26 protein-coding genes and 1 pseudogene are annotated in these 25,736 nt (G+C 38.3%); 17 read left to right on the top strand and 10 right to left on the bottom strand.

The window, feature by feature from the left end:
- Window positions 1-48: 48 nt before the first annotated feature.
- The gene (locus HLV59_RS12290; protein WP_125739024.1) at window positions 49-948 is read right to left on the bottom strand and encodes a LysR family transcriptional regulator; all 900 of its coding nucleotides are present in this window, start codon (window positions 946-948) and stop codon (window positions 49-51) included.
- Between the two features lie 134 nt (window positions 949-1,082).
- On the opposite strand from HLV59_RS12290, the gene HLV59_RS12285 reads away from it, so the two are divergent.
- On the top strand, window positions 1,083-2,471 hold the full coding sequence (locus HLV59_RS12285) for an amidohydrolase family protein (protein ID WP_171430066.1): 1,389 nt from the start codon (window positions 1,083-1,085) through the stop codon (window positions 2,469-2,471).
- Window positions 2,472-2,495: 24 nt separating this feature from the next.
- Complete coding sequence (locus HLV59_RS12280) at window positions 2,496-2,954, top strand: DMT family transporter (protein ID WP_214285154.1); 459 nt, start codon at window positions 2,496-2,498, stop codon at window positions 2,952-2,954.
- 105 nt (window positions 2,955-3,059) lie between these two features.
- Here HLV59_RS12280 and HLV59_RS12275 read toward each other — a convergent pair whose 3' ends face one another.
- The 4 genes and pseudogenes from HLV59_RS12275 to HLV59_RS12255 all read right to left on the bottom strand — a co-directional run bounded on the left by HLV59_RS12275 (window position 3,060) and on the right by HLV59_RS12255 (window position 8,005).
- Window positions 3,060-3,758, bottom strand: coding sequence for a DUF1826 domain-containing protein (locus HLV59_RS12275; RefSeq protein WP_171430065.1), 699 nt, complete (start codon window positions 3,756-3,758; stop codon window positions 3,060-3,062).
- 154 nt (window positions 3,759-3,912) lie between these two features.
- Window positions 3,913-6,444, bottom strand: a complete 2,532-nt coding sequence (locus HLV59_RS18690) for a TonB-dependent siderophore receptor (RefSeq protein ID WP_228721982.1) — start codon at window positions 6,442-6,444, stop codon at window positions 3,913-3,915.
- A gap of 58 nt (window positions 6,445-6,502) precedes the next feature.
- Window positions 6,503-7,469: pseudogene (locus HLV59_RS12260) on the bottom strand (FecR domain-containing protein).
- Window positions 7,470-7,498: 29 nt separating this feature from the next.
- Window positions 7,499-8,005, bottom strand: coding sequence for a sigma-70 family RNA polymerase sigma factor (locus tag HLV59_RS12255; RefSeq protein ID WP_144731074.1), 507 nt, complete (start codon window positions 8,003-8,005; stop codon window positions 7,499-7,501).
- A gap of 354 nt (window positions 8,006-8,359) precedes the next feature.
- Here HLV59_RS12255 and HLV59_RS12250 point away from each other — a divergent pair, with 354 nt between their 5' ends.
- Together HLV59_RS12250 and HLV59_RS12245 are read left to right on the top strand one after the other, a co-directional pair.
- On the top strand, window positions 8,360-9,751 hold the full coding sequence (locus HLV59_RS12250) for an EAL domain-containing protein (RefSeq protein WP_171430062.1): 1,392 nt from the start codon (window positions 8,360-8,362) through the stop codon (window positions 9,749-9,751).
- A gap of 143 nt (window positions 9,752-9,894) precedes the next feature.
- A complete protein-coding gene (locus HLV59_RS12245) occupies window positions 9,895-11,841 on the top strand; it encodes an acid phosphatase (RefSeq protein ID WP_171430061.1) in 1,947 nt (648 codons plus the stop codon).
- Between the two features lie 80 nt (window positions 11,842-11,921).
- On the opposite strand, the gene HLV59_RS12240 is transcribed toward HLV59_RS12245, so the two are convergent.
- The 3 genes from HLV59_RS12240 to HLV59_RS12230 are packed head-to-tail and all read right to left on the bottom strand — an operon-like array spanning window position 11,922 to window position 14,791.
- Window positions 11,922-12,836 (bottom strand): alpha/beta hydrolase, encoded by a 915-nt coding sequence (locus HLV59_RS12240; protein WP_171430060.1) that lies wholly within the window; start codon window positions 12,834-12,836, stop codon window positions 11,922-11,924.
- A complete protein-coding gene (locus HLV59_RS12235) occupies window positions 12,820-13,719 on the bottom strand; it encodes an alpha/beta fold hydrolase (RefSeq protein WP_171430059.1) in 900 nt (299 codons plus the stop codon). The genes HLV59_RS12240 and HLV59_RS12235 overlap by 17 nt, the downstream gene beginning before the upstream one ends.
- A gap of 19 nt (window positions 13,720-13,738) precedes the next feature.
- Window positions 13,739-14,791, bottom strand: coding sequence for a sugar phosphate isomerase/epimerase family protein (locus tag HLV59_RS12230; RefSeq protein WP_171430058.1), 1,053 nt, complete (start codon window positions 14,789-14,791; stop codon window positions 13,739-13,741).
- A gap of 180 nt (window positions 14,792-14,971) precedes the next feature.
- Between HLV59_RS12230 and HLV59_RS12225 the strand changes: the two genes are divergently transcribed.
- Together HLV59_RS12225 and HLV59_RS12220 are read left to right on the top strand one after the other, a co-directional pair.
- On the top strand, window positions 14,972-15,571 hold the full coding sequence (locus HLV59_RS12225; protein ID WP_081174532.1) for a TetR/AcrR family transcriptional regulator: 600 nt from the start codon (window positions 14,972-14,974) through the stop codon (window positions 15,569-15,571).
- A 230-nt stretch (window positions 15,572-15,801) separates the two neighbouring features.
- On the top strand, window positions 15,802-16,812 hold the full coding sequence (locus HLV59_RS12220; protein ID WP_062849186.1) for an MBL fold metallo-hydrolase: 1,011 nt from the start codon (window positions 15,802-15,804) through the stop codon (window positions 16,810-16,812).
- A gap of 92 nt (window positions 16,813-16,904) precedes the next feature.
- On the opposite strand, the gene HLV59_RS12215 is transcribed toward HLV59_RS12220, so the two are convergent.
- Window positions 16,905-17,663 (bottom strand): HD domain-containing protein, encoded by a 759-nt coding sequence (locus HLV59_RS12215; protein ID WP_081174530.1) that lies wholly within the window; start codon window positions 17,661-17,663, stop codon window positions 16,905-16,907.
- Window positions 17,664-18,339: 676 nt separating this feature from the next.
- On the opposite strand from HLV59_RS12215, the gene HLV59_RS12210 reads away from it, so the two are divergent.
- The 10 genes from HLV59_RS12210 to HLV59_RS12165 all read left to right on the top strand — a co-directional run bounded on the left by HLV59_RS12210 (window position 18,340) and on the right by HLV59_RS12165 (window position 24,593).
- On the top strand, window positions 18,340-18,894 hold the full coding sequence (locus HLV59_RS12210; protein WP_171430057.1) for a TetR/AcrR family transcriptional regulator: 555 nt from the start codon (window positions 18,340-18,342) through the stop codon (window positions 18,892-18,894).
- A gap of 134 nt (window positions 18,895-19,028) precedes the next feature.
- Window positions 19,029-19,262 (top strand): hypothetical protein, encoded by a 234-nt coding sequence (locus HLV59_RS12205; RefSeq protein ID WP_081174527.1) that lies wholly within the window; start codon window positions 19,029-19,031, stop codon window positions 19,260-19,262.
- A complete protein-coding gene (locus tag HLV59_RS12200) occupies window positions 19,259-19,474 on the top strand; it encodes a hypothetical protein (RefSeq protein ID WP_050589404.1) in 216 nt (71 codons plus the stop codon). Before HLV59_RS12205 ends, HLV59_RS12200 begins: the two co-directional genes overlap by 4 nt.
- A 388-nt stretch (window positions 19,475-19,862) precedes the next feature.
- Window positions 19,863-20,567: a hypothetical protein gene (locus HLV59_RS12195; protein ID WP_057106069.1), complete on the top strand. Its 705-nt coding sequence runs from the start codon at window positions 19,863-19,865 to the stop codon at window positions 20,565-20,567.
- A 17-nt stretch (window positions 20,568-20,584) separates the two neighbouring features.
- Entirely contained in the window at window positions 20,585-20,761 is a 177-nt protein-coding gene (locus HLV59_RS12190) for a hypothetical protein (protein WP_016144804.1), read from the top strand.
- Between the two features lie 34 nt (window positions 20,762-20,795).
- Complete coding sequence (locus HLV59_RS12185) at window positions 20,796-21,764, top strand: CorA family divalent cation transporter (protein WP_016144805.1); 969 nt, start codon at window positions 20,796-20,798, stop codon at window positions 21,762-21,764.
- Window positions 21,765-21,961: 197 nt separating this feature from the next.
- Window positions 21,962-22,156, top strand: a complete 195-nt coding sequence (locus HLV59_RS12180; protein ID WP_081174525.1) for a hypothetical protein — start codon at window positions 21,962-21,964, stop codon at window positions 22,154-22,156.
- Between the two features lie 250 nt (window positions 22,157-22,406).
- On the top strand, window positions 22,407-22,865 hold the full coding sequence (locus tag HLV59_RS12175; RefSeq protein WP_057106061.1) for a hypothetical protein: 459 nt from the start codon (window positions 22,407-22,409) through the stop codon (window positions 22,863-22,865).
- A gap of 314 nt (window positions 22,866-23,179) precedes the next feature.
- Complete coding sequence (locus HLV59_RS12170; RefSeq protein WP_061875856.1) at window positions 23,180-23,524, top strand: hypothetical protein; 345 nt, start codon at window positions 23,180-23,182, stop codon at window positions 23,522-23,524.
- A 124-nt stretch (window positions 23,525-23,648) separates the two neighbouring features.
- Window positions 23,649-24,593 carry a DUF4424 family protein gene (locus tag HLV59_RS12165; protein ID WP_171430056.1) on the top strand — a complete coding sequence of 315 codons (945 nt, stop codon included), beginning with the start codon at window positions 23,649-23,651 and terminating at the stop codon, window positions 24,591-24,593.
- Window positions 24,594-24,595: 2 nt separating this feature from the next.
- On the opposite strand, the gene HLV59_RS12160 is transcribed toward HLV59_RS12165, so the two are convergent.
- Complete coding sequence (locus tag HLV59_RS12160; protein WP_171430055.1) at window positions 24,596-25,198, bottom strand: HvfX family Cu-binding RiPP maturation protein; 603 nt, start codon at window positions 25,196-25,198, stop codon at window positions 24,596-24,598.
- Between the two features lie 162 nt (window positions 25,199-25,360).
- On the opposite strand from HLV59_RS12160, the gene HLV59_RS12155 reads away from it, so the two are divergent.
- Window positions 25,361-25,669 carry an HvfA family oxazolone/thioamide-modified RiPP metallophore gene (locus tag HLV59_RS12155; protein ID WP_171430054.1) on the top strand — a complete coding sequence of 103 codons (309 nt, stop codon included), beginning with the start codon at window positions 25,361-25,363 and terminating at the stop codon, window positions 25,667-25,669.
- Window positions 25,670-25,736 lie beyond the last annotated feature (67 nt).

Raw genomic sequence — 25,736 nt, 5'->3', positions numbered from 1 at the left:
GAGTTTCATTGCGAGATCTTAAAAAAAGGTCTTTTAAAGTGAGTTGGTTTAATAATTCCTAATGAGCTCGTCTATCCAGTCAGAAAACACCCGTACTGCTGGTGAAAGAAAACGCTGATGTGGATAAAGTAAAGTCACGGCAACAGGTGGTGGACACCAGTCTTGTAATACTGCGATTAGTCGTTTTTCTTTTAAGTGATCTATCACAAGTCTTTCTGCAAGTTGAGCGAGGCCATATCCTTCAAGGCACATTTTGATATAAAGCTCAGTTTCATTAACGGCAACAGTACCATTCATTTGTACGGTTTTTTTTTCTTCATTTCGTACAAAGCGCATTTCACCAGCGTGTCTGTTGCTCCCTGAAAAATAATGAATAGCTCGGTGATGTTCCAAATCATTGGGAGTTTGTGGAAATCCATTTTCTTTTAAATATGCAGCTGAAGCGCATGTGACCCAGTGAAACTCACCAAGAGGGCGGGCTACCAGCGTGGAGTTCTCTAAATTTCCCATGCGGATTACACAGTCCACGCCTTCCTTAATCAGGTCTACTTGTCTATCGCTGACACCTATCATGAGATAAATATCAGGGTAACGCTGTTGAAACTCTTGCAGATTGGGCATGATGACCGAATGAGCAATGCCCGCAGGCATATCAACTCGTAATCGGCCCTGTGGCTGTTTGATGGCGTTAGTCAGGTTGGATTCGGTGTGTTCAATGAGGTCGATTATTTCTCGGCACTGGATGAGATATTCTGCTCCCTCTGGAGTCAGGCTAACCCGTCTCGTTGTCCTATTTAACAGGCGTACCTGTAAATACTTTTCAAGATTTTTAACTGTGCTGGTGACTGTTGAAGCGGGTAATGAAAGTGCTTCTGCCGCGTGGATAAAGCTCCCAGCTTCTGCCACCCGAACAAAAATCTGCATTGCCTGAATACGATCCAATCTCATACCTTTGTCCCAATACTATACTCACACTCTTAGATTATTCGTTTTTACTGAATAATAAAAACAATTTAACCAGCTTTTTCAGCATTATCACTTCAGATAGATTTTCGGCATACATTTGAGAAGTTGGAATAATGATGACTGATTACAACAGAAACATAGTGCAGCTGACTGAGTCTTCATCAAATAGAACACTGATTCGCGGGGCGACGATCCTAAGCATGGATAGCGTAATTGGGAACATGGTTTGCGGAGATATTCTTATCGAGAACGGTACGATTATCGCCGTTGGTGAAAATTTAGAAGCCGAAGGTGCAGCTATTATTGATGCATCCAATATGATCGCGATGCCGGGTATGGTTGATACCCATCGACATTCATGGGAAGGACAATTACGACGGATTAATCCGAATGCCGAAAGCTTAGAAGACTATTGCAACGCGACGCATTATTCTTTTGCCAAGTATTATCGCCCAGCAGATATGTACATCGGTAATTTGCTTACAGCTCTAGGTTGTATAGATGCGGGTATCACAACATTGATTGATAACTCACACAATAGTCGCAGTGCGGCCCACTCTGATGCGGCTGTTGAAGCTTTACTAGATGCTGGTATTCGCGCTGTACACGCTTCTGGTGCACCAGTAACAGGAGATTGGGATAGAGCGAACTGGCCTAGTAATCTCGAACGTCTTCAAGAAAAATATTTTAAAAATAGTAAAAACGGTTTGGTGTCATTAGCTGCCATGGCTCAGTTAGAACCCGAATTATGGGCTGAGGCACGCAGATTAGGGCTACCAATCATTACTGAATTTTTTGGTGGGGAAATGGCTGCTGCACTAGAGGGTCTGCATCGACAAGGTCTGTTAGGGCCAGATAATATCTTTAACCACTGTACCTCGCTGCCAGATGCTGGATGGAAAATTTTGCGTGAAGCTGGAGTGCGAGTAAACGTATGCCCACGATCAGATGCTCACTATGGTATCGAAGACGGTATGTTTGCCATGCAATCGGCTCTACGTCATGGCATTAGACCTGGTTTGAGTGTAGATAATGAAACGTCTTATAGTGGCGATATGTTTATGGAAATGCGCGTAGCATTTTACTTACAGCGTGTAATGGGCATGCACCAAAACAAATGTTGTGGTTCAGCACATTCGCCAGTGACCTTTCAGGCGCAAAACCTTCTCAAAGCTGCAACGGCTGATGGTGCTACTTGTGCCGGTCTGCAAGAAAAAATCGGCAGCCTGACACCCGGTAAACAAGCTGACCTGATATTAATTCGAACGGATGACATTAACCTTTATCCGTCTGGTAATGCATTTGGCACGGTTGTTCATGCAACTGAACGCAGCAATATCGATACGGTGATGATTGGCGGAAGAATCGTTAAACGTGATGGTAAAGTGTTGGGTGTGGACAGTGAGCGACTTCGTGCAGCGATTGATGAATCTCGCCAGCATCTTTTCGTTGCGGCTGGTTATGCTCCAGATATTTTTGCCGAGACGTTTCTACCTCTTGAATAAGTTGTCTAAGAGGGAGCAAACACTATGTCTATAAATGTTATCTATTACCTTATGGCCTTTGCTGCAGGGCTGGGGATTACTCTACAGACCACGTTGAATGGCCAACTGGCAAAAGGTATAGGCGGAGATTCTGTTGTAGCGGCATTATTCTCGTTTACTGCTGGTGCCATATGCCTTGGGATTTATTCTCTTATGCGGGGAGGAATAGCTCCTTCGCTGATCGCTATTCCAACCCAGCCGTGGTGGACCCTTTTAGGAGGGGTTCTAGGTTCATGTGCACTGCTGAGCTATGTCGTCCTTGCACCTAGAATCGGATTATCGGCTTTGCTAGGGCTGGCAATTGCTGGGCAAATTATCTCGTCATTGTTGATTGATCATTTTGGATTACTAGGGGCGGCCGAACGACCAGTTTCCATGTTTAAACTATGTGGAACACTGGTCATGCTGATAGGTCTAGGGATTGCTCTTTTCGGTGACAGATAAGAGGCTTTAAAACCAATATTGTTGATATAAAGTGACTTCAAGCCATTCCAGTCATGGGGTGGCAATATATTTCAGTCATTAAAGACCAGTGAGCCACCTAAACATTTAACAAATCAACAGCAATCGATACTCGCCATCTTTTTCAATTGGAGCTCGATGAACACAAGGCAAAACCTTTTGAGTTGGATGATCTACTGCTAAACGCCAAATATGTCCCGTACCTAAATTTAAAGGTTGAGCATCGGGTTTAGGCTGATAATGCAAATCAAAAAAATACTCTGCCAAGAAGGCTTTAAACTCAGCATCAGAGCCGTCATGTAATTCTTTGAGCTTTTCTCTAATTTCTGGAATTAAAACTTTTTGTTCAACTTGATCATTGGGCACAATATCGCTAGCAGCGCCGTGATAGGTACATAAAAAGGTATCGGTTTCAATGGGGGAGCGGTCAACATGAAATGAATATACATCTGTTGAAATGAAATCTAGCTCTTCATCACGTTCATAGTTTTTAAGCAAATTAAGTACAGGTGATGCGCCAAAATCAGTTAACTGCTCTATATCTTCTAAAATAATTGCTCTCGCCAAATTACCTTTTTCTGAAAGTTGCAGGGCTAACAAGTCTTCAACAGAAACTTCTATAATATTTTCTTTTAACTGAAGCTTATTCACAATTTCTTTAAAGTCGCCCACCAAATTTCTGTGCCAGCAGATCGCATTTGTCTCTCCTTGAAAATGTGTATTTACAAGTTCAGAGAAACTAGACACTTGTCTAATTTGGTTGCTGTTAGAAAATACGTTCTTCATAGGAGAGTTAAATAAAATAATAGAGCATGTCTAATATTATAGCCTGAGCTTAGCCAAAAAATATTCCATTCCATTTTATTCAGCCAGTTTAGCCTTACTCCAGAACCAAATTATTTGCCTCTGAAGTCAGGTCTTTAAAAGAAGAGTAATTTATTTACCACTCATATTTCACACCCACTCGAAAATTAGTCGGAGCACCGTAATAGCTATTTGTGGTGCCTAAATGGTATTTCTCATTAAATAAATTATTAACATTAAAGTTGAGCATAAGATTATTGTTGAACTTATAACGTGCCATTAAGTCGACCAAAGCGTAACTTTCTTGAGTAAATCTACCCGTTGCAGAGACCGCATTTTTTTCATAGATTTCGCTTTGCCAACGAACACCACCACCAATAGTGAGGGCTTCATTAAGATAAGGCAGGGTGTAGGTGGTAAACAGTTTGGCTGTATTATTTGGCACGCCAGTATTTAATCGGTTGTCTTGGCTATCTTTTGATAGGTTACGGCTAAAGCTTGTGGAAACTTGCCATAAATCAGTCAACTTACCTGTCGCTTCGATTTCAAAGCCGCGGCTTTTGGTGCCAGATTCTGTTCGATAGGCTTGTGAACCATCTGGGGCAAATACATCTGCTAAAGCAATGGCTGTATTGTCCTCTTTAGTTTGATAAATAGCAGCGCCAACATTTAACTGATTATCAAAAAACTCACCCTTAATACCTAGCTCGGTACTATTACCTATTAATGGGTCTATGTATTCGCCTGTAACAGCTTTCTTATCTTGGGGTGAAAAAATATTGGTGTAGCTTGCATACGCAGTCCAGTTGTCAGTGAAATCATAAGTGATACCTACATATGGAATCACCTTGCCACTTTCTTCTTGGGTTGTGTAAGTAGTCGTATTATCGGCATCTGAATGGTTACCCGTTACGCGCTCCCAGTCTTCAACTCGAGTGCCTAAAATGACTACAAGATTGTCGGTTGCTTTAAGACGAACAGCACCAAAAATAGATTGGCTACGATCATCTCCACTGTACCAGCCATCTATTTTTGTTTCGGGGCGGTTAGGTGTGCTGCCATCCCAAGCAAAAATATTTTTTAGAGTCCCATCCCATGTCATTCCATTATTCCAGCCAGAATAGGTAGGGCGTTTATTTTTACTTTTTGTGTAAGTCGTACCGAGTACTACATCATGAGTTTGATTAAACAAATCAAATGAACCGTTTAAAGTTAAATTAAACAAGTCTTGAGTAGGGCGATAATCCCAACGGGTTGCGTATAACATCGCTCCACTACCAGTAGCTTTATCAATCCCTTTACTTGAGAAGGTATAGCCTACAATTTCATCTGAATCTGTAATGGTTCTAGACACCACACCTTTTAATTTCCAGCGGTCATTAAACTGGTGTTCAATATCGGCAAAGTAAGATGTCGTTGAGCGATCTGAACCCGTCCAACTTGCTGCCGCTGAATCTGAGCGAGACCAGTTAATCGGTGTGCCATCTGTATAAAAGCTTGGTAAACCACCTCTAGCGACACCAGTCAAATCGAGTTGTTGGTAACTTGCACCCAAACTTGCTTTGGTTTGTTCAGTTAAATCAGCTTCTAATACGGCATAAGCCACTTTACGTTCTTCGTTGTAGCGGTCGATATAAGAGTCTGACTTTTGGTAGGCAAAAAGAGTACGGCCACGAATACTTCCTGATTCATTAAGAGGTGTAGAAACATCAATATCGGTACGATAAGAGTCCCATGAACCAATGTCAGCACTCACCGAAGCCTTAAAGTCCTGTAATGGTTTTTTTCGGACCAGATTAATACTTGCGCTTGCACTGCCAGCACCTGTCATTAAGCCATTTGCACCTCGCACGACTTCGACTCGGTCAAATAAAGCCATGTCCTGACTTTGGAAAATACTTGCATATGAACTCATGAGCTTCACGCCATCGAGTAAATAGCTATCTACTTCTTTGCCACGAGCGTAAATAGGTGAGTTATCACTACCAATATTCCCGCCTTGTTTAATAGAAAGGCCTGCTGCTTGACTGACAACATCGGTTAATTGCGTTAGGTTCTGATCTTTCATTTGTTGATTGGTGATGACACTGACCAGCTGAGGGGTTTCTTTCAAACTTAATGCTAAGCCAGTAGAGGCGGTGGTCGCTTTCGCTGTATATAAGCCCGAACCTTCGGTTGTTAAATTTTCGCCATGATCAGCATTAATATGAATCGTTGCTAAATGTGCCGTACCTGTTTCACTGCCTGCCGTATCAAATTCATTATTGTTATTTGCTTTAGTTTGAATGGCTTCTAACTGAAAAACTTTGGGTTCAATTGGAGCGGGTGGAGCCTTCACTCGAATGCTATAGCCGCCATTATTTACTTTAATGGCTTCAAATGTATGACTTTGTAATAACAGACTTAATGCATCTTCAACAGTGTAATTGCCTTGTAGCCCTTTGCTTTTTGTTTTTGAAAGACTGGCATTATCGTAGCTAATGGTTGTGCCTGTTTGAATCGCCAGTTGTTTAATGGCATGATCAAGCGTGCTCTGGCGAATTGAAATGCTATAAGTTTGTGCAGCGTAAATAGACGTTGAGGTAAGCGCCGTGACCACCAATGGCGTACTCCATAGCACTGCACGTATAGCCAAAGCCAATTTACTTTTTGCTTGATAATCCTTCATGTGGTCTTCTCGACAGGGAGTGTATTTCTCTATAAGTCGAACCAGATCAAAAAAAGGGTCACATTTTTTTATCTTTTTTTAATATTTAACAAATATTGGCTGTAATAGGTGAGTTCAAGTTGATGACTATAGGCCAAAGTTTCTAAGCTTTGCTCGGGGTTCTTTAGAGAAAATACCCCAGAAATTTTTAGATTTTTTAATTCTGGGTCGAGATGATAAGTTCCTTTTTTATAACGAAATAGCTCATCCAGCACCTTTTGAAGTGGCCATTGATCTACGACTAAAAGTTGTTGTGTCCAATAGGGCTGATCGTTATCGAGAGGAAGTGATTTTGAAATATATTTTTCGTCAAAAAAAGCACGCTGACCTTGTTTTAATATTTGGCGTTTAGAAGCGTTCTCTGGCTCAATGGCTACCGCATGTTTATAAACTTTAACTTTGGTTTGTTCGCTATTTTCTTGGCGAACGGTAAATTGAGTACCTAAGGCTTCTACGGAACCATTCTTGGTTTCGACAATAAATGGCCGATGTTGAGCATCCTTTGCCGTTTCAATATAAATTTCTCCATCAATCAGCTTTATCTGACGTTTCTCTTGCGTGAAATTTACATCGACATAGCAATCACTTGCCATAATCAGTTGAGAACCATCCTTTAACGATACTTTTTTAATTTCACCCACTTTGGTGTGATAGTCCGACTGCCATTTTTCCCAAGGTATGAAATAGGCAGACAAGCCAACGATGACTAAACCTGAAAGGCTTAACAGCATATTGCGTTTTGCAGCAAGATTAAATTTTTGATTAGACTGAACTAAAGCTTCGGAAGGGAAGTTACCCGCAAGATTTGATAAACCGTGGCTAAATTTTTCCATTTGCTGGAGTGCTAGTTGGTGTTCTTTTTTTTCGGCTTTCCATTGCTCAAATTGTTGCTGCTGTAATGCTGTCATTTCACCCGAATGTAACAGTACCAACCAATCTGCGGCTGCATCTAAAACATGATGAGGAATTTTATTAATAGCTGACATACAGTAGAAATTTGAGCGCGTTAAAGGGGTTAATTATAGAGGTCTATACAAGCCAAAAAAGCGTGTTTCATATCTCTTTTCACAGTGGCTTCAGAAATATTCATTTTTTCACTAATTTCTCGATAAGTCATGCCGTCTAGTTGAGACATCAAAAAGACCTGAGCCGTGCGGGTAGGCAGTTTTTCTAATATTAAATGAACCTGATATAGGGTTTCTTGAATATAAACTTCATGTTCAGCAGAGGGGTAATATTCTTCTGGAAGGTTCTGTAGGGCGTCTAGGTATAGGTTTTCAATATGTTGACGGCGCCAATAGTCAATCATGACATGCTTGGCGATCCCCATAAGCCATGCCTGTGGTTCCTTAATTTTTTGAAAACAATATTCGCTTTTTAAAGCACGATAAAACACTTCCTGACTCAGGTCTTCAGATTGATGATGGTGCTGAAGTTTGTGTTTAAACCATGATAAAAGCGTAGTTTGCTGAGAACGGTAAATTTGGCTAAACCATACCTGTTTCTCTACATTGAGGTTCATAGCAGCGGAGTCCACAAATTGGCAATGATTAGCACAATTAAACACACAGTTAAATTATTCTTAAATAGTAATGATAATTATTATTAATATCAACAATGGAAATTATATATCTAAAATATTTTAATGCGCTAATTTTTCACGATTTAACGCTTGTACCTGAGTTACGCAGAGATGTATCGTTAGAGAATGACACTTTAAAATTACAGGAACCGCGAAAAGCGATATCTTTTCATTAAACTTCTAAAATAAATGGACTTTATTGAGAAGAGTAAGCGGTTCTTTAAACTCAAAAATATTAGATAAATAATAACGTTATAGAAAATTAAGTTTCATGGGTGGGTTTTGAAATAGAGCATGAATGGCAAAGAGAGTGCTTTGTTATATTTTACGGTTGATTTATTTATGTTAGCTTCGTCTTACTTTAAAAAACACAAGAAAAATTACCGTGCTGTAAAGGACCAGCAGCTTACAATCGCAGCAAAAGCCAATATTTTTATTTGCATCATTTTTTGTTTGTTTTGGACACTATATTTCGCATTTGCACAAATGTGGTTGATTGTGTCTATGGACATCTTTTTTACACTAATTTCCATTTTTAGCTTTTTTCTTATCTATATAAACCGTATTTCAGCGGGTATTCTTCTTTCACAAGCCGTTCTGCTGGTGTTTCCAGTCGTGTTTTGCCTATTTTTTGATATAGCTACAGTTGATCGGCCGCAAGTCGCTCATTTATTTTTACCCGCTGGTGCGATATTGGGGTATTTGAATTACCGTAGAAATCCAAGCTTTTTACAATTCATTTTAATTTTATTGTCGATTGGGTGTTTTATCTTTTTTAGCGGAAGCTCTTTTAATCTTGAGAGTGCGATACCGCTACCTGAGGATATTCGTGATCATGGCGGATGGATTGCAACCTGTGCTGCTACACTCATGATTTGTATTTCAATTTACACTATGCAATTAGAAATACAAACAGAAAACGCCATGGTGCAAGACCTGCGCTTAGCTCTTGCGAAGGAACAATTTGAGCTTTTCTATCAACCACAAATTAATGCTTCTGAAAAGCTGATTGGCGCGGAAGCTCTGCTTAGATGGCATTGTCCTACTTTAGGGTATATCCCAACACAAGATTTTATTCCAGCAGCTGAAACTTATGGATTAATGCCAGAGATTGGGGAGTGGGTATTGGCTCAATCTTGCAAAGTTTTACAAGATTGGAGTAAAAAAGCCGAGACCAAAGACCTTACACTTTCAGTCAATATTAGTGCTGATCATTTTATGCAACCCACTTTTGAGCAAACTTTGATTGATTTGGTTCTGCAATACGGCATAAATCCATCTCGGCTTATTTTAGAAATTACTGAAAATATTGCTTTAAATAATTGTGTAAGCATGATCGAAAAAATGCATTTCCTATCAAAAAATGGAATTCAACTTTCTCTTGATGATTTTGGTACAGGTTATTCATCTTTAAGCTATCTACAAAAAATGCCGATTAAGCAAATCAAAATTGATCGTAGCTTTGTACAGGCTGCTTTGGAGGATAAGCGTAGTAATAAACTCGTCACTGGCATTATTAAAATTGGACTGGATTTGAACCTGCGAGTGTTAGTAGAAGGCATTGAAACGACTGAACAATTTAATGCTTTTAAAGACAATGGATGCACTGAGTTTCAAGGTTATTTATGGGGAATGCCTATGCCTTTAAATGACTTTTTAAAACAGTTATCTCAATTCAAAAAATAAGCAAAAGAGTTATTTAAGCGTTGAGTTATAGAAAGTAAAAAGAGTTCCATATTGTTTAGAAAAATTTAAATTAATTTAGGATATGTAATAACAGCTAAACATTAATGGTGAAAGATACGGATATTTATTAAACGGGTCACATCATGTCTAGCTTTAAAATAAATACACTTTTACTTTCTCTTATTTCTTGTTCGGTCTTTTTTACAGGTTGTAATGACAGCAATAACTCAGATGATAATTCGACAGCAAATCAAGAAATACCTGCAGCACCTAAGGGTGTGGGCTTTGAAGATACTGCTCCAGTCCCATCAAATATCACGACTATTGTAGACTCATGGACGACCAATCAACGTGGTGATGCTAGATATGCCACAGTTGAAACAAATGCTGGTGTACGAGTGCTGAGCGGTTTTTTAGATGTATGGACGCCATCGAGTTTATTTGTAGATGCGGGCCAATCTGCCGAGGCAAGAGATGGTTTTCCAGCGGTAGTTGAATCAAACTGGACAGGCTTACCGGGTGACAGTACGGACGGTACAAAAAAGAATGTAGATGTATTGAACTACAACATTAATTATTCAATTCAGACTACACAGAAACGTACAGAAGAAGAAGCTATACGTGCCTATTTAGATGATAGACGTGGAAAAAGCTATAGCGTAACGACAGGGATGGGAGCATTAACCGATCCGTGGAGAAAACTCACTGGGCAAACCACCACAATCAATTCGGTGCCTGCCGATGCAACACAAGTAAAATACGATGACAAAGGCAATAATAGTGGGCTAACCACAGCCGATGGAAATGCCAATTTCGGAAAAGTCGTTGAATTTGTGCAAGCGATGGGGAATAACTCATCAACAGAGTCGGCAAAGCGTTTTTATAAATATGCTCGTCCGTGGCGTTGGAGTTCAGAGGTTATTGTAGTACCTAGTTTAGAGTCTGCAAAAAGTAGTACACCTACAACTGATGGTGGCTTCCCAAGTGGGCACACTGCCGAAGCTGGCCGAAATGCAATCGTGATGGCATATTTAGTGCCTCAGCGTTATCAGGAACTGATTGCACGTGGTTTAGATTTGGGTGATTCACGTATTATTGCGGGCATGCACTCAGCGATGGACGTGATTGGTGGGCGACTTCAGTCGATTGCCGCAGATGTTGCCAACTTAAATGCCATGACGGTAGAGCAACGAAAAGAAGCTTATCTACAAGCTCAAACGCAGCTCATGAAAGAGACCAATAGCGCAACGTTTGAATCATTTTATCGTTTGGCCAAAACACCTTATGACGCGAATGACCGCTTTGCCGATCTTGAAAAATTAAAACAGCAGGTTAATCACTGGATGACCTATGGTTTTAACCAAATTGGCGATAAAACAAAAATAGCAACAGTGCCTAAAGGCGCAGAGGTTTTATTGGAAACCCGACTTCCTTATTTATCAGCCGACCAGCGCCGTGTGGTTTTGAAATCGACTGCACTTGCTTCGGGTTATCCAGTCATGGATGACGTTGAAGGCTATGGTCGCTTAAACCTGTTTAGAGCGGGCGCAGGTTATGGCAGTTTTGATGGCGATGTTAATCTGACCATGGATGCAAGCTTAGGTGGCTTTAACCAATATGATCAGTGGAGTAATGATATTACGGGTGCGGGTAAACTGACTAAATTAGGTACGGGAACTTTAGCACTGACAGGAAATAACTCGTTTACTGGCGGTATTGATTTAAAGCAGGGCGGTTTAGAAATATTGTCTGAGCATGGAGCTGGTCAAGGCGATATTTATATGCATGAAAACAGTCTATTAAAAACCAACTCAGCTAAAACAGTGAACATTGCGGGTAATCTAACTCAGCTTGCAGGAACCACATTCAACATCACTTTTAAATCGAATGTACTTCCAGCAGTTCAGGTGGCAAATACGCTTACCTTAAATGGAACATTGCAGCTCGTTTCAAAAGACAATTTAGCGGCGGGAACATATACGGTGTTATCGGCTAAAAAAGTCCAAGGCACTTATAAAAAAGTGACCCTGAATGGCAAGGATATTACGCCAATTTATCAAAATAACAGCGTTAAGTTTACGGTGTCTTAATAGAAAATTGGGCCACTCCATTAAACAATTTTGAAAAGTGGCCCGACTAAAATCCGTTTGGATAACGCAAACAAAACTATTTACATACGAATTTTACGATAGATCGATTTTACCTTTTCGGGACTAATTGCCAGCATGTGAATCGCGCCGTGAATCATTCCTTTTAATAAATGGAAGTTTACTTGAATACCCGCATCCCACAGTTTTTGAGCATATCTTTCGCCATCATCCCGAACTGGGTCATATTCACAAACAAAAATGGTTGCGTCAGGCAGTCCTTCTAAAGACTGAGCGAGTAATGGGCTTACAAATTCATTGTGTTTTTCACTTTCATGCTGCACATATTGATCCCAGCAATAAACCATTGTGGATGAGTCCAAACCATAACCTTCGGCATATTGGCTATAGGAATTACTGCTCATCGTGGCATCTAAAGCGGGGTAAAAAAGAAGTTGATGGCTCACCTTAATTTCTGGGTGTTGTTTTGCCATTAAACATGTGGCGGCAGCTATATTGGCGCCCGCACTATCTCCGCCTACAGCCACGCGGTTTTGATCAACTCCAAACTGTGATGCGTTCTCGTAGATATAACAAAATGCCGTAAAAAAATCATTTAAAGGTGTAGGGAACTTAAATTCTGGCGCCAAACGATAGTCCACAGAAAATACAACCAGTTGAGTAGTTTCTGCTAGTAACCGACAAGTGCGGTCCCATGCGTCTAAACTTCCCAGACACCAACCTCCACCATGAGCAAAAACTAAAGCGGGCCGTTGCTCAGTGTTTTCTAGAGAATAGGGAATATAAACGCGGACTTCAATTTCCGCGCCATCTGAAACAGCAACATGAAAACTTTGTTGATAGCTTGCATCTTGCTCAATGCCTTGCTGATCAATAATGTCTTTATTAACTTGTTCCCTTAACGCTTGTAACGAGTTTGCGCCTTGTGTGGTTGGTCTAGATTTAAGCCAGCTTTCAATTTCAGCAAGTAGAGGCATAGCGTTCTTCCTGCTGTAAAAAGTTTAAAATGAGTGAGCTAAATATTTCTGACTGTTCTTCCATAATGAAATGGCCACAGTCTTTGACAATCGCACTGGTTAAATGCGGTGAAACCTTTTTCATGCTTTCATAAGGTGCATTATCTGTGGCATGTTCAGCACCGATTGCTAAAACTGGCATATCTAAATTCTTAGTTTCTCTGCTTTTATTTTGACGTATGGTCTCTGGAATAGAGCGGTAATAATTAAAACCCGCCGTTAAACGACCCGGAATTTTATAGGCTTCAATATAAGTTTCAGTCGCAACTCTATCTTTATGCCACGACCATTTATCAAACATATAATTTAAATAAGTATCTTCACGTCCCGCGATTAAAGCTTCGGGTAAATCTAGGGTTTGGTTAAACATGAAATGCCAAAGAAAAATGTTTTCACTCGGCTCAACAAAAATAGGAGGTGCGGGCGCTAACCCGGGAATCACAGCTTCTGTGACCGCAAGACGAGTCACTGACTCGGGAAAGTCAGATGCAAGCGCATAGGCAACCCACATACCAATGTCATGACCAACAACCGAATATGTTGGATATTCAAGTTGAGTCATGAGCATCGATAAAATTTTAGCAATACGCCCCGTATCGTAACTTCCATCCAGTGGAGTTGAATTTCCGGTTCCGGGTAAATCAATTGCGATTGCTCGATAACCCTTTTTCGCTAGTTCAATCATGACTTTGTGCCATGCGTACCATGTTTGCGGCCACCCCGGAATCAGTAATACCGCTGGGCCTTCACCTAGGGTGACATAGTGAAATTTTTTGCTCTCGATGTGAATGTAATGATGATCGAATTCGTTATATGGGTTTTCACTGAATAATTGAGTTTTCATGTTGATCTCTTAAGATTCCTTAAATCCCTAATAACTGATTAATTTGAGTCTGATTTACAGGCGCAGCAGCAAAGTCATCAAACACTTTATCGGTGACATGAATAATATTTTGCTTAATAAATTCGGCACCTTCACGTGCGCCATCATCCTTATTTTTAAGACAGCATTCCCACTCTAATGTGGCCCAGCCTTCGTAGTCGTAATGTGCTAACTTTGAAAAAATCGCTTTAAAGTCAACTTGACCATCACCTGTAGAACGGAATCGGCCCGCTCGATTTCCCCAACTTTGATAGCCGCTATACATTCCTTGGCGGCCTGTTGGGTTAAATTCGGCATCTTTAACATGAAACATGCGAATGAAATCTTTATAGATATCGAGATATTCCAGATAGTTCAGTTGCTGCAAAACAAAATGGCTTGGGTCAAAAAGAATATGGCAACGTGGATGGTTGTGAGTCCGCTCTAAAAACATTTCAAATGTAATGCCATCGTGCAAATCTTCACCAGGGTGGATCTCATAGCAAAGGTTGACGTCTTGTTCATCACAAGCATTTAAAATAGGAAGCCAGCGACGCGCCAATTCATCAAACGCCGTTTCTATGAGTCCTGATGGTCTTTGTGGAAATGGAAATACATAAGGCCATGCCAAAGAGCCTGAAAATGTCCCCATGTCTTTAAGACCTAAGCGGGCAGATGCCTGAATTGAAGCGAGCATTTGTTGTTTTGCCCACTCGGTTCTGGCTGCTGAATTACCATGTAAATGAGATGGGGCAAAGTTATCGCACATTGAGTCATAAGCAGGATGCACAGCCATTAACTGCCCAAAGATATGCGTCGTTAACTCACTAATTTTTAAGCCATGATTTTTTAAAGTACCTAATATTTCATCGCAATAATCTTGGCTTTCTGCTGCCAAATTGACATCAAATAAACGCTTATCCCAAGCAGGAAGCTGTACCGCTTCAAAGCCTTGGCCTGATACCCAAGCCGCAATATCTTCTAGACGGTTAAAAGGGGAAATGTCATCGCTAAATTGAGCAAGGTGAATACTTGGGCCTTTGATCGTTTTCATAACAAAACCTAATTAGTTGTCGATCGACAAACAATAGGCTTAATTTTTGAAAAAAACAACTTTTTATTTGAAAATCAAAACAAAACGAGATTATTTTGAATAAATCTCATTGATTTATTTGTGAAAATATTTTTTTCGAATAATAATAAAAAGAGGTACTAAATTTGATAAAGGGTCATTATGGCTGGCAGACCAAGAGAGTTTGATCGAGAAGAAGCCCTCGTAAAAGCGAGAGATTTCTTCTGGCTTCACGGCTATGAAGGCACATCCATGTCAGATTTAGTTGAAGTTTTGGGGATTGCATCTGCTCGAATTTATAAGGCATTTGGCTCTAAAGAAGCTTTGTTTAGAGAGGCCGTAAATCACTATGAGAAAAATGAAGGTAATTTCGCGATAAAAGCCTTAAAGCAAAAAAGTATTAAGGATGCAATCAGTCAATTATTTGAAGATGCGCTAGCCCTTTACACGCAAGCCAACCATTCGTATGGATGTATGGTCGTGTCGGCAGCGAGCGTGTTAGGTGAAGAAAACCAAGCTGTTTTAGATTGGATGAAAACGCAGCGTATTGCACGGGCCCAAAGTCTAGTCGATCGATTTGTTCAAGCAAAATCAGACGGTCAATTGGTCGCAGAGGCTGACCCTAAAACCTTAGGGCAATATTACGCACTTGTTCTGCATGGATTATCGGTTCAAGCAAGAGATGGATATTCTAAAGAAGAGCTTTCTCAGGTGATTGATTTTGCATTAAAGAATCTTGATCAATATGTTGTAAATGCCTAATTAATTTATATTTATTAAATTTAAGATATGTTGGCAGAACTCTAAATATCAGAGCTCTGCCTTACATTGATTTTTTTATTAAACAAACTTAGTAACTAAGGAAGGCAATCATTTGTCGTATTGGATACAAATTTGGAATATCCGGATATAAAAAATATTAAATCCATACTATAAGTTGATTATCGAAGATAGTGATCGATATTTCAACTACTTACATGATGGATTTTCGTATGAAAAATGGAAGTTTTCGTTTAGCAATCGGCTTAAGTACTACTATGCTATTTGGTATGGGACTGGTTCATGCAGCACCTGAGGGTGAAATGAAAGTCACTTTACTCGGAACAGGAACCCCGATTGTTAATATCAATAGATTTGGTATGAGTACTTTAGTTGAGGCTGGCAATCAAAAGTTATTATTTGATGTGGGTCGTGGTGCAGTTATTCGTCTTCACCAAATTCAAGTGCCTTTAAGAGATATTAACTCTATTTTCTTTACACATATGCACTCAGACCATTTAACTGGCTTCCCTGATTTGTACGCGTCAGCTCCGTTACCGACTGACGATGGTCGTAGTAAAGCTCCAATTTCAATTTATGGACCTGTTGGAATCGATAATTTTGCACGCGGCATTGAAAAAGCTTTCACAGCTAATAATGAAATCCGCTTAAAAGGTGGGGAAACAAACGAGCCAGCTACTAAAATCAGTGATCACTTTTTACCGGAAAAGGGAGGAGTCGTTTATAACAAGGATGGTGTAAAAGTCACTTCATTTCTCGTAGATCATGGGCATGTAGAACCAGCTTACGGATTCCGTGTAGATTACGCAGGGCATTCAGTCGTGTTATCTGGAGATACCACTTATTCTTCAAATTTGGTTCAACAAGCCAAAGGTGCTGATTTACTCGTGCATAGTTTATCGATTGGTAGTCGTGAACTTGAAAAAGCTCATCCAGAATATGTTCAGCACTTCTATTCATATCTTGCAAATACTGAAAAACTAGGTCAAGTACTCAATGAAACTAAACCTAAAGATGCGGTAATTTCACACATTTCTCTATATAGCAAAGGCAATATTGGCAGAGCGAGTGAGAAAGAAATTCTTTCGAGAGTAAGTGAAAACTATAAAGGTAAATTCTTATTAGGACAGGATCTAATGAGCTTTGTTATCAGTAACAAAGGTGTTACCCGAGTACCGTATGATCCAAATATTCGACAATTTGAACCCGTCAAACAGAATTAAAAATTAAAAAATCCTCCTTTGTGGGGATTTTTTTAATTCCAATTTAGGATGTTTCAATACTTAGTGTAAATACTTTATAAATATTAATATTTCTACTCTTTAAATAAATTCAACTTAATCATAAGTGGTAAACCAAGATTACTTAATAAACTCGTTCGAGAATTTGGTACATTCTTACTTTCTAAATTAATAAGCTCGATAAATTCTTTATTAAATTGTTTTCTAGGGTATTTTTCTAAAATTTCATTTCTAAAAGAGACGGGGAGTTTATATAGACTGTCACTAATCACATCGCATGACGCACCTTGCTGTAATAGTGTAGTTTCTGCTGGGTCAGAATGATCTATATAGCCGTTCATATGTAAGCAGATAGCATCTTTAATTAATTCACTTTTCCTCTCATTAAAGCTATGTTCTTTAGCCTTTTGCTCAAATTGTTTAGCACTCTCATAGGTAAAACAGTTACAACCTTTACTATGAATATGTTGCTCAGTTAATCCAATATCATGAAAAAGTGAGGCTACTAAAAGTGATTCATAATCAAATTGCTGATTTTGTATATTGCCTAACGCAGCGCCCCAGAAATAGGTGCGCCATGAATGATTGTAGATAGATATATTTGCTTTAGCTTCTAATTCATCAAGCGCGACTTTAACCATTTGAGTATCGGGTATTACGATCTGATTAATATCAAAATCGCTAGAAGTTTTGAACCGAAAGTAATTTATTTTTATAGAGGCCATAACACTAGGCAGCATAATTTTTTGAATTAACTTAATTTTATCTTTAAAGCTGAGCTGACCATTTGTAGTTCGCATCCAGTGATACGAACCAATTCTTGTAATTTTCATTATTAAATCTCATTTTAGAGTAATTACTCTAAAATATTATCATAGATAATTTTTTGCAAGTTGTATCTCTTAAGACCTCGATAGAGCTTTAATTGATAGAAGTTTTATAAACCCCAATTTAATAATAAATTTTAATTATTTATCCTTACTTTTTAATGATCTATTTTAAAGCAAATGTCATTTTGCGTGCTTGACTGTAAAAGGGTTGGGCACTATCCTTTGCCTGCTGGCCTACATCGCCAGTCGGTTTTAGCAGACCGCATCAAACGTACATTAGAAGTTTCATACTTTTAGTGTTGAGCCCTCGTGCCCCCTCTATGGTGGAACGGAGGGGGACACCTTCGGGTGTGCTGGCCACGTTTGACCAGTCTGCTAACCCCTTTCGTTCTGCCACCATAATTTTAATGTCTGGCAGAACTCCCAATAAAAAGGAGTTGGCTTTGCACATCCATTATTTCTTGGCTCTCAATGCCAAAAGCTATAACGACACAGCTTAAACTTTTAAAGCAGTTTGATCGCCGTAAGGTGTTCAGGCTTTAAATTACTTCGTCTTAAAACTTAATCAACAATAAAACTTGAGATGTGCCACGCACAGTCTTACGGGCTTTGCTGTGCCTTTTTTTCTCCCAAAAAAGTATCTCATTTAGAAACAACAAGAATTTATAACGGTAAAACTATGCCAAATTTAGTGCTTTCTTCCCGCGCCATACACGTCATCAATAAGTCGATTCATTTATTTCACCATCACGGCTTTCATACCGTGGGAATCGACAGAATTGTGAAAGAGTGTGAAGTTACCAAAGCGACTTTTTATAACTATTTTCATTCAAAAGAACGATTTATTGAAATCTGCCTAATTGTGCAAAAAGAACGTTTAAAAGAAAAAGTGATTTCAATTGTTGGGTACGACCAAGACACAAGCGTGACCAATAAACTTAAAAAGCTTTATTTCTTACACACCGATGTAGAGGGACTTTACTATTTATTATTTAAAGCTATTTTTGAAACGAAACTGACCTATCCAAAAGCCTATCAAAACGCAGTGAGATATAGAACGTGGCTCATTAATGAAATTTACAGCCAGCTTAGAGCACTCAAAACTGATGCGACATTTCAGGATGCAAAGCTATTTTTATATCTGATTGAAGGCGTAATTATTCAGCTTTTAGGCTCGGATACGGCAATCGAGCAGGAGAGTGTGGTGGATTGTTTTCTGCTGGTGATGCGGTAATGAGGACGATAGCAAAATTAATATCACAAGCATTCATGTACAATTATATAAATAGAAATTTCTTCATAATTATATTTGCATTATTAGTTAAGTCATTATTAGTATTTACCTTGGCTAATCAAGATTTATAAATTATGGAATACTCTACACAAGATGCATTAGATTGGTTAAATCAAGGTATTGAGGATATTAGAAATTCATCTAAAGATGATAGAGTGAGTGATTACGCTTTAGGATATGATATAGGCTTTCTTTATGGCACATTACGCACGTTATTGGCGACAGGCCATATAACACGTCAAGAATATAATAAATTCCATGCAGAATTAACGGAAACTCGTCAGGCTAGACAAAATGGAACTGAATGATAACTAAAAAAGGAGAAATGATGAAATCTATAATGATTAAAGTCATTGATATAAAAAGTAATGATACCTGCGATCTGCTTGCAGAGTTAGACCAAGATAATAATGTAGTAAAAATATATAACTCTTATGGAAACAAATTAGAGATTGGGCCACAAAATAGAGTGCGTTATAACAAAAAATGGTGGACCTTTGAGAGAAGACAAGAAGGATAAATTTCTTGTTTTCCCTATATGTATTTATTTATTATTAATCGCACACCCGTTTTATAAACTAAATTTCAACGATAAAATTGTTTTACGATTTGGATTCAAAAGCCAATCTAAAACTCTGATTGTCACTAAATTTTAACTTGATATTTATTTACGACAGTTTTAGAATCCGGCCAACGAATTTTTCAGGAGCTTCATTGTGAGTACTTGCTCGAGTGACACTAGTCGATCGGTAATAGTCTAAGTATCCCCTGAAGTCCTTACAGGCCTCTTCTTGTGGATACAAGAAGAGGTTTTTTTATATTTCCTCTCTTTTAATTTCTATTATCAACCCATGATTTCATCATGATTGGTTGCAAGTTCTTGCATGCGCTCTTTTTTTATGGGAGTGATGCCAGTGTTATATACCTTAAAGAAACGCTCACTTATCTCTAGTTTTTGCTTATTGGCTTTTTCTACTTCTAGCCATAGTGGGCGGCCTATGGCTGTTGATGATGCAGCTCTTGTTTCTCCACAAACCTGCCAACTAGAAACATGGGTGCAACATAATCCTGACAGTAAAGAATATTGGGCAGTACCTGCTTGTAATTTTGGTGGCAATTTTGAGTTTGCCGTAGGTTTGGGCAGAGTAAACGATGACACTGAACATGCCAGCTATGCAACTTTACAGGGTAAAACCTTATTAAAACCGCTACAAACCAATGATTGGGGAATTGGATTTTCATTTGGAACTCAAATGAATACCAAAGATTCTTCACAGAAAGATTGGTCCGTAAACGTACCTTTGAGTATTTCAACGCTAGAAGACAAATTTTTAGTCCACCTTAATCTCGGCTGGTTACGAGAAAATACCACTCATAAAAACCAAACCACGTGGGGAATTGGAACAGAAACACAACTGGCCCAACCATTAACGCTCACTGCCGAAGTCTATGGTAATGACCGAAATGACTCTTTTTACCAAGCTGGATTTAAATACATGATCTATAAAGACTTTGTTCAATTAGATGCAAGCTATGGCAATCAAATTTCGAGTCATGACGATGCATTTTTTTCTGTTGGATTTGTATTCCTTACAAATACCTTTTTACCTTAAATTTCTTGGAGTGCTAAATGAAAAAACAGCGTAAAAAACCTGCATTTCTCAATAGTATGGAAAATGAGATTATTTTAGCAGTATCAATGCTTTATGCGATTATTGTTACGATTATGATCATTGTTCACTATATCCAACCAAGTGAACAAGAAACTCGCTCATCTTCCACTTCTGTTTCACATACCAGCAAATAGATTTATTTAGCTCATTCATTACTCAGGAGCAAACATGATCACTAGTTACGTAAAATCAGGTAATACATTAGCTATGCTACAAGGATTACCACTAGATATTGATCAAAACCTAGTCTGGGTTCAAGTGCATCTACCCACGGCAGATGAGCTGAAACTATTAACAGAAACCTTTTCCATAGATATTGCTAATAGTAATACGGGAGAAGTTGAAATTGATGATTATCACTATATTAGATCCGAATTGTTAACCCTAAGTGCAGAATGCCATCCTACTTTTGGGAAAGTATTATTTATTTTGGGGGATAAAGTATTAATAACGATTAACTCTACTGAAAATTTCAGACCCTTTGAAAGTGCTTTACGTCGTTTAAACAGAAAAGCTTCTTATCATGAGACACCTCGATCAACATTGCGTGTATTACTCCAAATCGCAAACGATAATACGGATAATGTAATAGATTGTATTGCCGAAGGATTAAAAGAAACATCAGACGAGATTTTTCAGATCTCGGAAGGTCGTGGAGAAGATGGTAAAGAGTTAGGTGTACAGGATCTATTAGAAACAATTTTTAATTTAAATCAGAGAGAAGAGCTGATATCCAGATGTTTGGAGTCACAACTTTCTTTAATGCGAGTAGTACGATATCTAAATGGCGAAGTAGATAACATCAGTGAAGTAGAACTTCAGATTTTAGTCTCTGAACTCGCTGGTGATGTTGCCGAAGTTAAGGAATATGCCTCATTTGAGTATGAAAAAGTTCGATATCTGCAAAATGCGGTCACCAACATTATGAATATTAAACAAAACCAGATTGTTAAGGTCTTTACCATTATTACTGCTGTGTTTTTACCACCAACATTGGTAGGTACATTTTATGGAATGAACTTTGCTGTAATGCCTGAGTTATCTTGGGAACATGGTTTTTTATATTCTATGATTCTGACTCTAGCTGCGGCAATCCTTCCTTTAGCTTATATAAAACATAAGGGTTGGTTACGGTAATTCATATTTCAAATGTGCTCTTTTTGATGATGGAAGGGCACAATAAAAAACGAATTGTTAAAGGTTATAAAGATAAGCTACAAGATCATCCGAAGATGTTATCTACAAACTGTTATGATCATGATCACCACAAAATCTAACTTAAGCTTGCTCCAAGAGCAGGCTTTTTGTATGCGTAAATAAACCTGCTAGGAAATATGAAACGTCATCTAAAACAAACTCAAACCACCACTTCTAACTGGACTACAGAGCAAGATTGTTTCTTGATAGAAAATAATTCTCTCTCAATATATGAACTTATAGAACATTTACCTTTTTCCGAAGAGGAAATACGAGTACGTAGAGCTGTGTTAGGGCTAGTTCGACGAGATAAGCAAATGAAAACATATTAGTTTTACCAAATGGTAAAAATTAATATGAAAGTAAATATTTCAAAGTATCTCTATTCAAGCATTTATTTTGTGGATGAATTATCAAAACCATAATTTTTTTCGGTGTTTTTTTGGTGCAAATTACACAAAGCTTTAATTACTTACAAAGCGAGCCAATAAGATTACCTTTACTTACATATCTTTCAGCATAATCAAAGTCATAAAACATTCACAGATCAGCACTTTATAACAATAGGATGGAGAGAGGTTAATGCCAAAGTATCTAGCTGTAGCCGAAAAGGTTTATAAAAATATTAAAAAAGATAGCTTATTCACTGATGACATTACTCAGAACCTAAACTGTTTAATTAGTCAGATTCGAAAAGCGATCAAAGGAACGGAGTTTAAGCTCAAGTTCAATTATATAGACTTTGAAGAAAACTTAACTAAGCCGTTAAGTGAGTGCAAAGTCCAAATTGATCTGAGTGTTATGCCAAAGTTCGCAAATGAAGGTGAATATCTTCTTTGGTTAGCTGGTTTTATTGAGCGAATCACAGAAGGTGGGAAACCTAAATTACCACCAATTTCGCACTTTTTACCACCAGGTTTTAAGATGTCGAAAGATTCATTCCCAGTAACTGTTGCTCCTCCAAAAGAAGAGCATGCAGATATGATCATCAATTATTTTAAATCTGAGGATTTTATTAAAACCAATAAAATTCCTTCATAAAAGAATATAGAAGTGAACGTCCACCTTACTTCTATATACCTGCTGGTTTAAATTCAGCGACCGCCTTCTGGGGCGGTTTTTTTTGTCTAAAATTTAAAGATGCTGCAATTCTTTCTTTCCCTTAATCTCATATTTAGGGAAATATTAAATGTATGAAAGTGTGCTAATAGTTAATGTTTTATAATAAATATCAGTGTATTAGTTATATCTTTTGATAAAGATAAGCATACACTTTTCACATAAGCAATGTATCAAGTAACGCAATTAAACATTTAGCTGATCATAATCATTAAAAAAAGAGAATTGAGAATGATATGAATGAAAATGCCGAGCTTATAAAATATATAGACGTTGCTGAAAATGTCTATGAACGTGTCTATAAAAACAATCAAGTTTCAAATAATTTGATTGTTAATCTCAACCGAATTATGGCGGAAATTAAAAAGCAAGCCCAAGAAAAAGATCTGAAGTTAAAATATAATTCTATCGACTTTGAATATTGTTTGAGTTTGCCTTTAGCTGATAGAGATATAAAAATCGACCTCAGTTTAATTCCTCACTTTGAATACCGTGACGAATGCATTTTATGGCTAACAAACTTTATTGGAAAAATTAGTGTGCCTAAAAAGATGACGAGGCAGAAATTAAGTTTTCACTAGAAAATTAGAGTTTATAGAGATATATGAGTCATCACTAAAAGACTAACAACATTTAGTCTTAAACAGTTATGCTTTATTGCAGAACGACATTTCATAATTAGAAAATGACATAGAGCACTTTAGAATGAAAAAGTTTGCAATAACCTTTGCTGTTTTGGTTCAACTATCAACCTATGGTTTAGCCAATGATTCTACGGGTTACGTAGGGACAGGTGGGATTCAATATCTCAAAAATTCGCAGATTGCCATGCACAGCGAAGATCTATTTATCAGTAAAAAACTGGTTAAGGTCGATTACGCCTATAAAAATTTAAGCAATAAGGATGTAACGAAAACGATCTTATTTCCATTACCACGCATTGATAATTTTTTTGAGTCTGATTTTGCTCATACAGAACAGCTTTTAAAAAGTTTTAAGATTGTGGTGGATGGTAAAAATATTAAACCAGAGATGCATGTCAGAACGTTTATTCAAAAAGATGAAAAATCACCTCTAATTGATGCGACAGAAGAATTTAAGGAGTGTGGTTTTAGTGAAAAAGATATGTTAAACCCATGGACTCGTACTAACTATGATTATGAATATTATGTAGATAAGCTAAAACGATGTAATAAGCCACAGATACAGAAAATTTTAGCCAATTTTAAAAAAGATGATGTTATTCCATGGTCATCTCAAGTGATCTATAGCTGGAAACAAACCTTTAAAGCCAATAGCTTGACTAAAATTCACCATGAATACAAACCTCTTGTCGGTGGTTCTGTTGCTCTCTATCCAGATGAATATAACCAGCAATTTTGTATGAATAAACAATTTAAGCAGGGCTTAAAAAAAGCCAGTGCAGAAAATTCACCATTTAGTGCTTTGGGCTATATTTTGACGACGGGTGCAAATTGGGCAAAGCCGATTGAAAACTTTAAGCTCACCATTGAGCGAGATAAAGATGAACTGGTTTCATTTTGTTGGGATGGGCAAGTCAAAAAGATTAGCCCAACTCAATTTCAAATGACCAAGACCAAGTTTGTACCTAAAAAAGACCTAGATATTATTTTTGTGAGAGTTCGATAATTTCATACAAGCTTCTTTTTAATCCAATAATCTAAACTGAAATAACGACCGCCTCCAAGAACAAGCAGTGCGAGAAGCATGACTAAATACGTAGCGGCAAACTCAATCCCATTATTTAAAATTACAAACGAGCCACTGGACGTGAGCCAGTCATAATTGCCGTAGGTTTGTAAGATTTCACGAGCTTTTTCTAGCTTTTCAGCGGAGGCCAAGACCTGCATATTTGCAAAGGGAGCATTCGGATCAGCAATCGCTTGCCATCCATTCGGTAGGTGTACCGTAAATATAGCAACCAACATGGTAATAATGAGCGGAATGCTAATTAAGCGAGTAAACAGGCCAAATGTTAAGAGTATTGCACCCGCTAGTTCAGTGGTTGTTGCAAGCAGTGCCATTAAATACGGGAAAGGAAGTCCTAGCCCCCAATCTGAGTTGCCAAACCATTCTACAATGTCATTGAAGTGCATTAATTTATTTGTGCCTGCCATCCAAAATATAGGAACTAAATACAAGCGAAGAGCCAGAGCGGCGATGCCGTCTACATGTTGTAGAGTTTTGCCCAGTTTTTGATAATATTGAGATAAGCCATAAATAAAATTCTTCATGATAATTTCACATCCGATGCGATTGAATATTAATTAGTCGGATAAAAGCTGTATTTCTTACATAAAAAAATTTTATTTACGGTGTAATAAAAAAGGATTTGGTCCGTCTAACTATACGTACAAATGTACAAACCGAGAATTTATCTTTAAAGGAATACTAACATGAACAAGCTCAATTCAATGACTTCGGTAGCGGCATTATTAGCACTTTCAGTTGCTGGCGCTACACAAGTGGCGGTAGCAGGAACCCATACAACAACCGAAGCACATGCAACCAAAGCAGCAGATGGAAAATGCGGTGAAGCAAAATGCGGTGCTAACAAAATGAAAAACCACGAAAAGTCTGCTGAAGCAAAATGTGGGGCAGATAAAAAAGCAGCTGATGGTAAATGTGGAGCAACCAAAAAAGCAGCGGACGGCAAGTGCGGTGCAGATAAAAAAGTCGCTGACGGTAAGTGCGGCGCTAAGTAAACGATCTGATCATGGATGATGTCGGCCTTCTAGTAAGTGCCGGCATCGTTTCCAAAAGGAGAAATCA

The sequence above is a fragment of the Acinetobacter lactucae genome (genome assembly GCF_013122135.1).
GTDB lineage: Bacteria > Pseudomonadota > Gammaproteobacteria > Pseudomonadales > Moraxellaceae > Acinetobacter > Acinetobacter lactucae.
Note: the sequence above shows the minus strand (reverse complement) of the source record. Positions and strands in the feature narration are given on the sequence as shown.

Excerpts from the sequence above, each read along its gene's own strand:
- HLV59_RS12290 (WP_125739024.1), bottom strand. The coding sequence starts at position 948 with ATGAGATTGGATCGTATTCAGGCAATGCAGATTTTTGTTCGGGTGGCA.
- HLV59_RS12285 (WP_171430066.1), top strand. The coding sequence starts at position 1,083 with ATGACTGATTACAACAGAAACATAGTGCAGCTGACTGAGTCTTCATCA.
- HLV59_RS12280 (WP_214285154.1), top strand. The coding sequence starts at position 2,496 with ATGTCTATAAATGTTATCTATTACCTTATGGCCTTTGCTGCAGGGCTG.
- HLV59_RS12275 (WP_171430065.1), bottom strand. The coding sequence starts at position 3,758 with ATGAAGAACGTATTTTCTAACAGCAACCAAATTAGACAAGTGTCTAGT.
- HLV59_RS18690 (WP_228721982.1), bottom strand. The coding sequence starts at position 6,444 with ATGAAGGATTATCAAGCAAAAAGTAAATTGGCTTTGGCTATACGTGCA.
- HLV59_RS12255 (WP_144731074.1), bottom strand. The coding sequence starts at position 8,005 with ATGAACCTCAATGTAGAGAAACAGGTATGGTTTAGCCAAATTTACCGT.
- HLV59_RS12250 (WP_171430062.1), top strand. The coding sequence starts at position 8,360 with ATGAATGGCAAAGAGAGTGCTTTGTTATATTTTACGGTTGATTTATTT.
- HLV59_RS12245 (WP_171430061.1), top strand. The coding sequence starts at position 9,895 with ATGTCTAGCTTTAAAATAAATACACTTTTACTTTCTCTTATTTCTTGT.
- HLV59_RS12240 (WP_171430060.1), bottom strand. The coding sequence starts at position 12,836 with ATGCCTCTACTTGCTGAAATTGAAAGCTGGCTTAAATCTAGACCAACC.
- HLV59_RS12235 (WP_171430059.1), bottom strand. The coding sequence starts at position 13,719 with ATGAAAACTCAATTATTCAGTGAAAACCCATATAACGAATTCGATCAT.
- HLV59_RS12230 (WP_171430058.1), bottom strand. The coding sequence starts at position 14,791 with ATGAAAACGATCAAAGGCCCAAGTATTCACCTTGCTCAATTTAGCGAT.
- HLV59_RS12225 (WP_081174532.1), top strand. The coding sequence starts at position 14,972 with ATGGCTGGCAGACCAAGAGAGTTTGATCGAGAAGAAGCCCTCGTAAAA.
- HLV59_RS12220 (WP_062849186.1), top strand. The coding sequence starts at position 15,802 with ATGAAAAATGGAAGTTTTCGTTTAGCAATCGGCTTAAGTACTACTATG.
- HLV59_RS12215 (WP_081174530.1), bottom strand. The coding sequence starts at position 17,663 with ATGAAAATTACAAGAATTGGTTCGTATCACTGGATGCGAACTACAAAT.
- HLV59_RS12210 (WP_171430057.1), top strand. The coding sequence starts at position 18,340 with ATGCCAAATTTAGTGCTTTCTTCCCGCGCCATACACGTCATCAATAAG.
- HLV59_RS12205 (WP_081174527.1), top strand. The coding sequence starts at position 19,029 with ATGGAATACTCTACACAAGATGCATTAGATTGGTTAAATCAAGGTATT.
- HLV59_RS12200 (WP_050589404.1), top strand. The coding sequence starts at position 19,259 with ATGATAACTAAAAAAGGAGAAATGATGAAATCTATAATGATTAAAGTC.
- HLV59_RS12195 (WP_057106069.1), top strand. The coding sequence starts at position 19,863 with ATGCCAGTGTTATATACCTTAAAGAAACGCTCACTTATCTCTAGTTTT.
- HLV59_RS12190 (WP_016144804.1), top strand. The coding sequence starts at position 20,585 with ATGAAAAAACAGCGTAAAAAACCTGCATTTCTCAATAGTATGGAAAAT.
- HLV59_RS12185 (WP_016144805.1), top strand. The coding sequence starts at position 20,796 with ATGATCACTAGTTACGTAAAATCAGGTAATACATTAGCTATGCTACAA.
- HLV59_RS12180 (WP_081174525.1), top strand. The coding sequence starts at position 21,962 with ATGAAACGTCATCTAAAACAAACTCAAACCACCACTTCTAACTGGACT.
- HLV59_RS12175 (WP_057106061.1), top strand. The coding sequence starts at position 22,407 with ATGCCAAAGTATCTAGCTGTAGCCGAAAAGGTTTATAAAAATATTAAA.
- HLV59_RS12170 (WP_061875856.1), top strand. The coding sequence starts at position 23,180 with ATGAATGAAAATGCCGAGCTTATAAAATATATAGACGTTGCTGAAAAT.
- HLV59_RS12165 (WP_171430056.1), top strand. The coding sequence starts at position 23,649 with ATGAAAAAGTTTGCAATAACCTTTGCTGTTTTGGTTCAACTATCAACC.
- HLV59_RS12160 (WP_171430055.1), bottom strand. The coding sequence starts at position 25,198 with ATGAAGAATTTTATTTATGGCTTATCTCAATATTATCAAAAACTGGGC.
- HLV59_RS12155 (WP_171430054.1), top strand. The coding sequence starts at position 25,361 with ATGAACAAGCTCAATTCAATGACTTCGGTAGCGGCATTATTAGCACTT.